11 protein-coding genes are annotated in these 12946 nt (G+C 34.5%); 2 read left to right on the forward strand and 9 right to left on the reverse strand.

Annotated elements, in window-relative coordinates; all coding sequences use genetic code 11:
• Positions 1 to 187: 187 nt before the first annotated feature.
• A complete protein-coding gene (locus tag CD29_RS15185) occupies positions 188 to 1711 on the reverse strand; it encodes a multicopper oxidase family protein (protein ID WP_036188684.1) in 1524 nt (507 codons plus the stop codon).
• Between the two features lie 249 nt (positions 1712 to 1960).
• Between CD29_RS15185 and spoIIP the strand changes: the two genes are divergently transcribed.
• Entirely contained in the window at positions 1961 to 2788 is an 828-nt protein-coding gene (gene spoIIP, locus CD29_RS15190) for a stage II sporulation protein P (RefSeq protein WP_036188686.1), read from the forward strand.
• A gap of 248 nt (positions 2789 to 3036) precedes the next feature.
• Here spoIIP and pdxT read toward each other — a convergent pair whose 3' ends face one another.
• The 5 genes from pdxT to CD29_RS15215 all read right to left on the reverse strand — a co-directional run bounded on the left by pdxT (position 3037) and on the right by CD29_RS15215 (position 7771).
• Complete coding sequence (gene pdxT, locus CD29_RS15195) at positions 3037 to 3642, reverse strand: pyridoxal 5'-phosphate synthase glutaminase subunit PdxT (RefSeq protein WP_036188688.1); 606 nt, start codon at positions 3640 to 3642, stop codon at positions 3037 to 3039.
• Position 3643: 1 nt separating this feature from the next.
• Positions 3644 to 4528, reverse strand: coding sequence for a pyridoxal 5'-phosphate synthase lyase subunit PdxS (gene pdxS / locus CD29_RS15200; RefSeq protein WP_036188690.1), 885 nt, complete (start codon positions 4526 to 4528; stop codon positions 3644 to 3646).
• A gap of 171 nt (positions 4529 to 4699) precedes the next feature.
• Complete coding sequence (locus tag CD29_RS15205) at positions 4700 to 5665, reverse strand: C39 family peptidase (RefSeq protein WP_036188692.1); 966 nt, start codon at positions 5663 to 5665, stop codon at positions 4700 to 4702.
• 605 nt (positions 5666 to 6270) lie between these two features.
• Complete coding sequence (gene copZ / locus CD29_RS15210; protein WP_036188695.1) at positions 6271 to 6477, reverse strand: copper chaperone CopZ; 207 nt, start codon at positions 6475 to 6477, stop codon at positions 6271 to 6273.
• A 370-nt stretch (positions 6478 to 6847) separates the two neighbouring features.
• Positions 6848 to 7771: a cupredoxin domain-containing protein gene (locus CD29_RS15215; RefSeq protein WP_036188696.1), complete on the reverse strand. Its 924-nt coding sequence runs from the start codon at positions 7769 to 7771 to the stop codon at positions 6848 to 6850.
• A 680-nt stretch (positions 7772 to 8451) separates the two neighbouring features.
• Here CD29_RS15215 and CD29_RS15220 point away from each other — a divergent pair.
• Positions 8452 to 9813 (forward strand): IS4 family transposase, encoded by a 1362-nt coding sequence (locus tag CD29_RS15220; RefSeq protein ID WP_036188698.1) that lies wholly within the window; start codon positions 8452 to 8454, stop codon positions 9811 to 9813.
• Between the two features lie 12 nt (positions 9814 to 9825).
• Here CD29_RS15220 and CD29_RS15225 read toward each other — a convergent pair whose 3' ends face one another.
• The 3 genes from CD29_RS15225 to CD29_RS15235 form a co-directional block, all read right to left on the reverse strand.
• On the reverse strand, positions 9826 to 10155 hold the full coding sequence (locus CD29_RS15225; protein WP_036188714.1) for a four-helix bundle copper-binding protein: 330 nt from the start codon (positions 10153 to 10155) through the stop codon (positions 9826 to 9828).
• A 243-nt stretch (positions 10156 to 10398) separates the two neighbouring features.
• On the reverse strand, positions 10399 to 11838 hold the full coding sequence (locus tag CD29_RS15230) for an MATE family efflux transporter (protein ID WP_036188700.1): 1440 nt from the start codon (positions 11836 to 11838) through the stop codon (positions 10399 to 10401).
• A 100-nt stretch (positions 11839 to 11938) separates the two neighbouring features.
• On the reverse strand, positions 11939 to 12736 hold the full coding sequence (locus CD29_RS15235) for a hypothetical protein (RefSeq protein ID WP_036188701.1): 798 nt from the start codon (positions 12734 to 12736) through the stop codon (positions 11939 to 11941).
• Positions 12737 to 12946: the final 210 nt, after the last annotated feature.

A 12946-nucleotide genomic window follows, 5' to 3' on the forward strand; every position in this document is an offset into this window, starting at 1 on the left:
TTCCGGAATAATCAACCCCATGTATAAAACGATATCAGCTTCACCTAATTCTCCGGTAATAATATTATTGATTTTACCAATCAATGTTACCTATTTTATACTTCCTTTATAAGACACTAATATAATATAAAAACCAAATTGGACTTAAAAAACCCAATTTGGTTTTTTTATATAACAGTGGATAAAGTTATAAAACTTCAACTTGTCCCATCATTCCGTTTTCTTCATGTTCAAGTACGTGACAGTGGAACATATAAATACCTTTGTTATTGAATTTCACAGCAAGTTTCACTTTTTGATCTGGTTCAATTGCAACAGTGTCTTTCCAACCTTGTAATTCAACAGGTGGTTCTTTGCCATCAATTGAAACGATTTTAAATTGTGTTCCATGGATATGAAATGGGTGTGTCATGCCGCCCATCATATCTGGTTTATTATAAATTTCCCAAATTTCTGTTTCACCTTGTTTTTGAGTAAAATCGATACGATTTATATCAAATTGCTTGTCATTGATATAGACCATTTCACCCATACCAAATAGTTCAAGTTTTTTCGTAACAGATAGATTTTTTTCTTCTTCAGTTACTACGTAATCATTTAATGTTTCTGAAATTGCTACTGTATTTGTTTTTTGTTCATCAATCTTAAATGGCAATAAGATAGAATCAGCTTCATTAACTAAGGCTACATCGCTTGATGCATCATATTTAGAAAAATCCACAATAATTTCCGCACGTTCTCCAGGTGTTAATGTAATTTCTGACATCTCAGTTGGTTCATTTAAGAATCCACCATCTGTTGCAATTTGTTGGAATGAATCTCCTGTGTTTAATTTAAATGTATAGTTACGAGCATTTGATCCGTTCAATAAACGTAAGCGCACTTTCTCTTTTCCAACTGTCAGTTTAGGGTTAAGAGTCCCGTTTACTAACATTGTATCGCCAATTGTTCCATCTTCATTACGCACTGCTTGGTAATCAAATTGTTTATCTTCATTGAATTGTCTGTCTTGGAATACTAATGGGAAATCATTTACTCCATATTCGTCAGGCAATCCTAAGCTTTTAGAGTTTTCATCCTCCACATAAATCAATCCTGCTAAACCTTTGTATACTTGTTCAGCTGTAGAACCTTCAGGATGAGGATGGAACCAAAGAGTTGAGGCACCTTGACTTACAGTGAATTTTACATCTTCTGAAGCACCTGGTTGTAGAAGTTGATGTGGTCCTCCATCCCCTTCACCCGGAATATCAACTCCATGCCAATGGAATGTTGTCGGTTCTAGCAAATCATTTTTCGTTCTAAATGTTACAGTTTCACCCTCACTTACACGAATAACTGGACCTAGGAATGAACCATTATATCCATATGTGTCAGTTTGGACACCCTCAAAAATTTCAGTTTTACCTTGTTGAGCCGTAATATCAACAACTCCATCCTTAGCTTCTACTAGTGGTGGAAGGGCTAGTTCATTTTCACCTGTCGAGTTATTTAGTTCTAATGGATTTGTATGACTTGCATGGCCGTTTTCCATATCCATTCCTTCCATATCCATGTTGGAATGATCCATACCCTCCATATTCTTCATTTCCTCTTCAGACATGTTGGAATGATCCATTTCTTCTGATTCTGAATTTGTATTATTTGCACTACAACCAGTAGCAATTACAGCACTAGCTATTAATGCGGTTATCCATAACTTGGATTTCATGCTGATTCCTCCTTAATTTGTTTACAAAAATAATGTAACAAATAATTATGGAGAAATTATGCACATATCAAAGTATGATAAAGGAGATTTAATGAAGTTCATAAAAAATTCATAATGTAGTTTAAGTTATAGTAGGTATAGAATAATATTTTACTAACAATAAATATTACAAATTATTAATCTCAAATTTTATAAACTTATAATAAATAATTAGAAACCCTCAAACATATAGTTTTTTGAGGTGAATAAATGATGCAATACAAACTCGTCATATTTTTTGGATTCATTTTACTATTATTTGTATCACCACTAATTGCAAGTTCTTTTAACCTATCTCAGGATATAACAGTTGAAGAGCTTGAAACACCTAAAAAACTTGTGTATGCTCTTACAACCACTGATGTACCTCTTGATAGTTTAGAACCGGCATTATCAAAGAATGTTTTGATGCTTTTTACACATTCCCATGAAGCTTTTATTCCCATAGTGAAAAATAAAAGTGGTAAAACAGCTGTTTATGACTCAAAATCAAATATTACTGAATTTGAAGAAATTATTAAAATGCACTTCAATGTAAACTCCTTAAACACAAAATTTCTTGACGTTGATACAATGGATGAATTATACAATACAAATCGTACTTTTTCTGAAGCTTATGATGTTGTACGACCTTATCTTTCAAACGAAATCCAAAATAATACCTACGACCTTATCGTTGACCTTCATAGAGATTCTGCTTCTAGAGATATATCTACGCTTACTTACAACAATCAGACCTTTGGAAAAATCTATTTTGTTGTAGGGGAAGATAATCCAAACTACTTAATAAATCAATCATATTCCGAACAAATCTCTGATAAATTGAATGAGTTGGTTCCAGGAATATCACGTGGTGTAATAGGGAAAAAAGGTGAGCATGTTGATGGTATTTATAATCAAGATTTAGCTAAAAATATGGTTTTAATAGAACTTGGCGGTATTGAAAATACAGAAGAAGAGATTAATCGTACGATTTCTGTGCTCGCACAAGCGATCTCAAAAGTTTTACAAGATGAATCATCTGTGGAAACTAATTAGCGGAAAAACCTATTATATCTTATATAATTAGTTCAATTTGCGGTTTAATTATTGTGTTCTTCCGTAATGGCACTTAATTGCGGAAGAACACATACATTTTTCTTTATTGTAAGCACAAGTTAAAATTAGTCTATGAGTGATACTAAATACCCATGAGCATTTTTAGGCTTTCCTTACTTAGAAGCTCCCATCCCCAAAAGGAACGAGAGCTTCCCAACGTTGCCATCCTAATTAATTAGACAAACAGACTACTTGGTATTTATTTTTGTTAGTGAAGTCTTTGTAAAATCATTTACCATGTCAATAAAATATTGAAGTACTCTTACATCTTTAGTCAACTCTGGATGAAAAGAGCAGCCTAAAAATTGACCATCTTTAGCAAGAACAATCCGCTTTTCATATGTCGCTAGTATTTCTACATTATCACCTACGGACACAATATGTGGGGCTCGAATAAAAACTGCTGGAATATCGTTACCAATTGAGGGAATGGGTAATTCAACTTCAAAACTATCTTTTTGTCGACCAAAAGAATTTCTTTCTACTATAACATCCATTAAGCCGAGATGATGTATTTTTAAACCCGTTATCTCCTTTGCTAATAATATTAGACCAGCACAAGTCCCAAACATCGGTATTCCCTGTTGTGCCAATGTTTGAATTGGCTCCAATAAGTGATAGCGATCTAACAGTTTACGCATTGTTGTACTTTCACCACCAGGTAAAATAAGACCGTCAAGACAATTCAAATCTTCGATTGTTTTTACTGCAATAGCTTCACAATCAAGAGATTCAATTTGGCAAATATGTTCTCTTACAGCACCTTGTAATGCCAGGACCCCTATTTTTGTCATACTACCAGCCACGCTCCTGCATACGTTCACTTACATCTAGTGTAGCAATGTCAATCCCTTTCATCGGGGTTCCAAGTTCCTTCGAAATTTCAGCAATAAGTTTATAGTCTCTGTAATGTGTTGTTGCTTCAACAATTGCACGTGCAAATTTCTCAGGATTTTCTGATTTAAATATACCGGAGCCAACAAACACACCATCTGCTCCAAGTTCCATCATTAGCGCTGCATCTGCAGGGGTTGCAACTCCACCCGCAGCAAAATTTACAACAGGTAAACGACCTAACCTTTTAATTTCCAATAGTAATTCAAAGGGTGCTCCTAAATTCTTTGCTTCTGTCATTAATTCATCCACACTCATACCAACCACACGACGTACTTGTGCATTTACTTTGCGAATATGACGAACTGCTTCTACAATGTTGCCTGTACCTGGTTCTCCTTTTGTACGAAGCATAGAAGCCCCTTCTCCAATTCGTCGTGTAGCTTCGCCTAAGTCACGGCAACCACAAACAAATGGTACTATAAAATCACTCTTAAGCAAGTGGAATTCTTCATCAGCTGGTGTCAATACTTCACTTTCATCGATATAATCTACACCTATTGACTCTAATACACGTGCTTCAACAATATGACCAATCCGGGCTTTTGCCATAACTGGAATCGTTACTGCATCCATAACTTCTTCCACAATTCGAGGATCAGCCATACGTGCAACACCGCCAGCTTTTCGAATATCTGATGGTACTTTTTCTAGTGCCATCACCGCAACTGCCCCTGCTGCCTCTGCTATTTTTGCTTGTTCCGCATTAATGACATCCATAATGACGCCACCCTTCTGCATTTCCGCCATTCCACGTTTTACTCTATCAGTTCCAACTTGAATCATATAAATAACCTCCTCGTGTAATAATTTTAGTATAATAAAAATTGGATATATAAAAAGATTCAATTTTCTCAAAATTAGTAAGGTCAGTTGGAGGTGAAATATATTAATATGCTTATATTTGAACTACAATATGTTTATCCAAACCAAATAATAAAAGATATTGACTTATATTTAGTAAACTATAATCGCTTGCTCTCCAAGAGATACATAGCTTTCAAAAAACATTGCTTTTTCTAAAGTAACATATCCCTTAAGGGGATCCATTACTTCAACTTTATCATCCTTTACACTCATCACTACAACTGTATGTAGGTTAGTAAACATTTGATGAAATTCGCCCGTTTCCTGTATGATCCACCCTCCGCGAATTTTCGGCTTCGAAAGATCTAAAGTGACCCATGCAATTACTGGTATCCCCATTTCCACATACTTTGTAATCTCTTCCAATGAACTACCACTAATATTTTGCGCTTCTAACTTAAGTTTTCTATCCTTTATAAAATTATTTGCCGCATTGACAATGGGCTCAGCAAAAACATATGTACCAGTTTCTAAACTACCTGGGTACCCTCCATAGGCTTTATTTGGATCAGGTCCATATTTATTATTCCCATCAAATTTAAATGACTGTTTGGGTAAATATTGATCAGTCATTTCCATTTTGTCAGTTGCTGCTCCATAATAATTGAGTACAGCTGTAAGAGCTGTTATTTCACATCCATTTGGTAATTCAGGAGTTTGAAGTATTGAAGGTACTGCTAATGACTGTTCACTATTTGCAGCGTTTGTTTGTACAATTACATTTTGTTTAGTTTGCATATATGTAATTTCTTTTTCAGTAATAAACTTTCCCGTCTTAAAATTTTCAAATAATCCAACTTGTATTAAATACTCTTCATTTTCATCTAAGTTACTAAAAATAACTCTCCCCTCATCAGTACTTACATTTGAATCTAGTATATTCCCTTCGTCATCAAGTAAAGTTACATATAAATTATCAAGAGGTGCTCCACTTGAGTATTCAACTATTAATACAGTCAGTTTATTTGAATCGTTGTTATTTTTTTCTACTTTGGTTGTGCAAGCGGTTAGTAAAGCTGTAACCATTAAAGAGATAGCAATTTTTCTTGTTTTCATTTTATTACCACTTTCAATATACTTTTCTTATAATTTAACAAATGATTATGGAGAAATTATGAATAGAAAGGATAATTTTCATCAAACTTATTAAAAATGTACAATTTAAAACATCTGGTTTTGGGTAGGGTATTCGAATATTGATGTGATAATAAAGCAAGAGGAATTGACCTTATGCGGTACTCAGTGACATGACAATTCCAGTTACTAGCAAGGATTGCACCAACGGAACGAGAGCGAAAAAAATGGATCAGCTCCATTTCTAGACTGGAACTACGTATTGTCTGAGCATCTAGGCTTGTAAAAGGGCGGCGACTAGTGTTTGATAAACAATAACCCCTTTTACATCAGACTGAGAAGGTGATATGTACAGTGAAAGAAATCTTACGTAGGCGAGGTGTCATCATCAGTATCCTCCCCAGGCAGTGCTAGATTATCCGATCCATCTTGTTAGTACCGCTATATTCACCTGTTCTGTGCATTCTAAGTCTACGTTAACTGAAGATAGCATGATGGATACTAACAAAACCTTTATTGTGTATACCATTACGGGGTATGATTTTAAGAAGAAAAAAGGGTGCTAATATTAGCACACTAAATCCTTTTTACTCAACATCATATCCTTGATCATCAATTGTCTCTTTTATTTTTTCGAGTGTTACTTTTTCATCATTGAATTCAACATTTACCTTACCAGCGCCTAAATCAACTTTTACTTGTTCAACACCATCTAACGATCCAACACTACCTTCAATTGATTTTACACAATGACCACATGACATTCGGTTAACGTTTAATGTTACATTGCCCATATTTATCTCTCCTTTTATGTTTTTATTAATTTGTGACAAATTCATCTAATACTTCTAAAACCCCTTATGGTTTACAATCAACAACACACTCTTTCATAAATGTTACAAGAAGGTTTTTTGCTGCACTTTTAACGCAACCTGAGTAATAGATTCTTGTGTGATAACATCATTACATTTAGTATCTCTTTTGATTAAACTATTTATCCGTCTACGTCTACCTTCCCTTTTATCTAAATTCCCTTTCCTGAAATAATGGTTTTACTTATTTTCAAACTCAAACCAAGGACAACATTCTTCTATAATGATTCATTTTCAAAATTCGGCTTCATGTTACTTCCACACCTCAAATTAAAAAGATCCTATATTCCATTTAGTTAACCGTAATCCAACCAACCATACCTGACTCCTTATGCCCAGGAATCGTACAAACAAATTCATATAATCCAGATTCCGTAGGAGTGAAACTAATCAACTGCTCTTCTTTAGGTCCTGCATGAAGATGAATCATATTTTCTTGATTCAATTGATTTCCATGATTATCACCAGATTCCATTTTATTAGTATTTGGAATTTTCAATTCAAGATCATGCTCAATATTATCTTCATTTTTCAGAATAAGCGTAACTGGCTGATTTTTTCCAAGAATAAAATTTGATGGCGAGTATTTCATATCGGCTGTCTTTATAATTATTTCTATTGAATCATCAACCTCTGAAGGTTTTGACTGTGTATGCTCATTATGTAAGGACGAATTAGATACTAAATTTACTTTATTCTCAGCATAAGAAACCCCAACAAATAAGTAAAAGGAAATTATCATTGCAAGTAGTAATGGTTTAAATAGCCAAATTTTATTATTTATCGTCTTTTGATTATGTTTATTAGGAAAAATTACAAATAAAAAGATTGTTGAAATAGTTAGTAATAAGAATAGTCTTACTAATTGAATTAACTGCTCTCCATTTATCATCTCTCCCAACATAGCACCCATCATTCCACCCATTAAACCAGACATAATTCCTTCTAAACAAGAAATTGTACCAAAGCTAATACCACATAATAATCCCGCTATCACTCCTATAACAATTGAAAGAATTGTCGATTGGAATAAATTTCCTTGTAGGTAACCACCAAGGAGAACGCCCGCAGTTAATCCGATATTCATGCTAAAAAACATCGTAATACTCATACCTTGCATAGGGGTAATCACATTTTTCATTTTGCTTGATAAAATTGTGATTATTAATGTTAAAACGAGAAGTGAAATTAAAATAAATGTCTGATAGTAGTCCACATCTCCATCCTTTCATAGTATATAAAATATATTATATACCCTTTATAGTTATGCTCCTCTATTAATAATTATTACTACATACAACTAATTTGTATTATTTCAATTCATAAAGGTAAATTAATTATATGTTCTGAAACAAAATTATGAATAATTTGAACTATTTGGAAGCACTGTTTGAATATCTAAGATCTGAGTATCCTTTCCATCGTCTATACCAAATTAAAAAAAGAGCTAAACCAATTAGTAGTATGGAGCTACTCTCAATGATTCTGTTAGCATTAAACTATCTGTTCTGAAGCCTTCTAACTTTGAACAAATTATTCAAAGACAATTATATTTTTACTCGAAAAGGAGGTAGAACTTTTTGATCCAGGTAGTGGGTTAAATTTTAACTTTTAGCTAATATACAATAGCTATTCCTTATAAACAAAATGCTTGAAGGTGTTTTCTACCCTCAAGCATTTTAATGTCAAGCAATTTTCTGATTTGCTTTAATTATTAACTCAACTTTCGCAGTTTAATTTCTACCCTAAACCTTCGGTATAACTAGTCGTCTGTTGTATCAGAAATACATTTGTTTTTTTTTTTGAAAAATTCGTTTGCACATAAAGAAAGACACCTCCTCTTTTGTTAAAATAATGGTGACCAAACCAAAACAAAGAGAGAAAGGTGTCACCTCAATGATAACGAAAGAAGACTACTTTGCGCAATTACCAAAAGAAATAAAACAGGGATTTTCTGAATTAAATGTTGGTTACCATCTTCGAAAAGCCCATATCAATAAACTTACAGGTTATTCATGCTTTAACGTGTTCAAGCTAGTTTTTTTACTCGTTTTTCAATATAAGAATTGGTTTCGAGCTCATCAGAGTAAAAAAGCTGGGGATTTACCAGGTAAGGATACGGTCTATCGTTTTTTAAACACACCAACTTTCAATTGGCGTCAGTTTCTGTTATCCCTTAGTAGCGAGATGATTCGGCTGCTCAAACCATTAACATCAGACCAGAGAGTGACGGCTTTTATTCTTGATGATTCTGTTTATTCTCGAAACCGCAGTAAATCCGTTGAGTTACTTGCTAAGGTATTTGATCATTCCACACACAAATATTTAAAAGGATTTCAAATGTTGACACTCGGCTGGACAGATAGCGCATCCTTTATCCCAGTTGATTTTGCCTTGATGAGTTCGTCTAAAAAGGATAGCCGCATACAAGAAATAAACGAAACAATCGATAAACGAACATCTGAGTATAAACGGCGAGCAGAAGCAATCAAACCAAAACCTACGGTTGTCTCTGACTTATTAGATCATGCATTAAATAAAGGCATCATCGCTGACTATGTTTTAATGGACTCTTGGTTCACACAAGCTCCTTTGATCAAAACGGTTACTGACAAGGGTTTATTTGTCATTGGCATGGTGAAGCAACTGAAACAACGTTATTTATATAACGGACAACGTTTAACGTTTCCAGAATTATACGCTAAAGCCAATCCATCTATGGGCAAAAAGGACATTTTAGGTTCTATCCATGTAACACTAGAAAATGGAATCCCAGCTAAAATTCTTTTTATCCGGAATCGCAATAAACGTAGTGAGTGGCTAGCTATTTTAAGTACGGATACAACACTTGATAACGAAGAGATCGTTCGAATCTACGGCATGCGCTGGGATATCGAAGTGTTCTTCAAATGCAATAAATCCCTTTTAAATTTAGAAAAAGAATTTCAGGGTCGCTCTTATGACATGTTAATAAGTCATACAACAATCGTTTACACACGCTACATTTTAATTGCTTGGCAAATGAGAAAAGAAGCAGATCCAAAGACATTTGGTAACCTCTTTTACATCCTTTGCGAAGACGTGAAAGATATGGATTATCTAACTGCCTTACAATCCTTAATTGATATTTTCCAGACTTTAGCAGAAGCTAAAGTTGTTTTAGATATGGACATTTTTAAAAGTCAAATGAATAAATGGTTAGCTGCTTTACCTAGTTATTTCAAGCAATGTCTCAACATTTCAAGGTGCGAAAGTTGAGTTATTAATTATTTATACAGCCATTTTCCTGCAAACTTCTGCACATTTGTAGCAAGATTCTGCACATTGTTTACAGTGTTCATGATGCTCATGTTTTTTACATACGTCACCACATGCTTGACAAATTTCTGCACAGGCTTGACAAATTTGTTTTACATATGGGCTATCTGATTGCATTGATTTCGCGGAAAAAGCACAAATGTCTGCACATTCACGTAATGAACGGATACACTCAGCTAACATTTTTACATCTTCTTCTTTTAAACACGCATCATAACACCCATTACAAGCCTCCATACATTCTAGGCAAGCTTTAATACATTCTTCTAAACTCATGTTCATCATCAATTACCTCCTATAGTTTTTAAATCAAATTTATTATGGTCAATACTCTTATTTATATACTATACATGACTACTTCACTAATCAATTTTGCCTAAGATGATTCGAAAAAAATTTTCCAAATCACTAGGACGTCTCAACTAATATTGTCTCATCCATCCTTACCTTTATTTCCCTTAATAAAGGAATTAGAGCTATCTTCTATTTCTTAGTTCAAACAGAACATGATTTAATGATAATTTATTAGTAGTTATTTGCACATGCTGACATATTTTCTTTAGTCGTCTGTGGATGGCAGTGTGCTTCTGATTCTGGCGCCTTATCGAGTGCCATCCATTTCCCTCTTAAAAATTGAACTACTAAAACAATAGCTCGAAAAACTATGTCAATACCTATGGCAATCCAAACTCCTGCTAAACCCAGTTCCAATTTAATGGCGAGGAAATATACCAAAATAGTACGAACAGCCCACATACCAATAGCCGTAAGGTACATAGGAAATTTTGTATTATTCGCACCTTGAAATACTCCTGTTAGAATTAGAAGAACGGCCAAAAAGGGTTGAAATATTCCTGAAATCCTCAATGCAATACTAATATCATTGATGACTAGCTTATCACCGGTAAAGAAGCTTCCAGCCCAGTCACCTAAAAAAAAGAGTATTGCACCAAATATAGCCATTGTTCCAAAGCCAAGATAGACTGTTAGCATTGCATAACGTTTTGCCTCATCAAATTTTTTGGCCCCAATCTGTTGTCCTACCAGAATAGTTGCAGCCGTGGCAAAACCGTACCCAATCATATAGGAAAATACCTCCACATTACTCGCTATTTGATGTGCAGCAAATGCATTAGTTCCTAAAGCGACAATAAAACCAAAATAAACAATCTGTCCTGCCCGCATTACTAACCTTTCCCCAGCTGCCGGCGCTCCCAGTGTTGTAAGTTCCAATAGATGGGACTTATCTGGTTTCCAATAGTCTCTCCTGAAAGAAAGGGCTTTTGAACGATTAATATAGAACAGTAAGAGTATGCTTCCAAGCATTCTTGAGAAGACAGTAGCAAATGCTACGCCAACAATGCCCATCTCGGGAATAAATAAAAGACCGTATATGAATACGTAATCAAGAAATGCATGTACGATATTGATTATGATGCTGACATACATAGGAGATTTGGTATCACCAGCACCCCTTAAAATAGCACTCATGACAAACATCAGTGACATAAAAATCGATGGAATACCAACAATTCTAAAGTAAAGAGCACCAATTTCCAAAACATCATTTTCTATTCCCATCAGCTTTAGGAGAGGTTCCGCGAAAATGAGTGTTAATAAACCCGTAAAAATTCCAAATAAAACCGCTAGTAGAATAGACTGCTGGGCTATATGGCGAGCTTTTTCCGGAAGATTGGCGCCAAGAAAATTGGCAATCCTAACATTTGCTGCTACTCCTATCGCCATAAATAAAGCAAAATAAATTGCTAAGATTGCATTGGTTACGCCAACTGCTGAAACAGCAGCAAGGCTTATTTTTGATACAAAATAGATATCCACGAATCCAACTGCAGTTTGAAAAAAGTTCTCTATAACTGCTGGTACCGCAAGAATAATAACAAGTTTTATTTTTGCCTTGTCAGAAGCAGGGGATAGGACGTTGCTAGTATCTTGATGTTCTTTCACAGATTACTTCTCCTTTGTACTTGGCATTCCTCGACGAAAACCACACAAAAAGTGTCTCTTTTTAATGTAGTTACCGTAATTATCTTAGAACGAAATTCCCCTAGCTATGGGAGTAGTCAGTAGAGACATTAATTACAAAAGGAACTGTAAATAGTGTTCCTTTATGCATGAATTGTCCCCAAATTTTATATATACCTGGTTCCGGAAAGGAGACCATGTAAGAAACAATAGGTCCAGTAGAAGCTTCATTAATAGGATGAACATGCAAGAATTTTTCTAAATCTTCACTGACTATGACCACATGGCCTGCGGACCCAAGATAAGGTTCTAGATCTGTAATTGGTTCCTGGCTGTCTGTTTCTAGTATGGTAAATGTCATATTTAGATGATGGTTTGCTACCAAGTTATCAAATTTCAATTGAAAATCAAGACCATTTACCGTTTTCTTTAACTTCTGGTCTGGCTCAATTTGTGCATTAGTCTCTTTGTTTCCAATTTGGACTTCAAAAGACTCTAACTGTTGTGTACCACCCTCAAGCATAAAATCAGCAAAGAGCTTATAAGTGCCTGACTGTGGGAATTGAGCTTTAACTTCAAATTTTCCATCTTCTCTATAATCAGGATGAAGATGTTGAAAACTAGCCAAATCTTTGCTGATAGCTAATAGATGCATTTGTTTTTTATGGACATAAGCAAAATCAGTAGCTGGGTTTCCCTGCTTATCTTTTATCGTTATTGTAATCTCTTTCACTCTGTCCTGCATTGTTTGCGAAGGGTTTATTTTCCATTCCACTCTTAATTCTTCAGCAATATTTATCTGATGGTGCTCTGTATGCATCCCTCCGTAGTTCATATTCTCATGGTCTTGTCTGTTTTCACGTTGTGTTTCTTGGTTCATTCTATATTTCCCCCTTGTTTAATGTTTTAGTTAAAAATAAGAATGTATCAAAAGTTGCAATACATAATTTTCTTAAATAGATTTCCTATCCTTTCTACTTTAGTATTTCCACAAAAGACTATAGTAATTCTGTTTTCTGCCTCGAATGTATTGAAAGTTACAAATCGAGTAGAGGGAAAATAAGTTAACTTATTTTCGCCCCTCTCACAA

The sequence above is a fragment of the Ureibacillus manganicus DSM 26584 genome (genome assembly GCF_000772945.1).
GTDB lineage: Bacteria > Bacillota > Bacilli > Bacillales_A > Planococcaceae > Ureibacillus > Ureibacillus manganicus.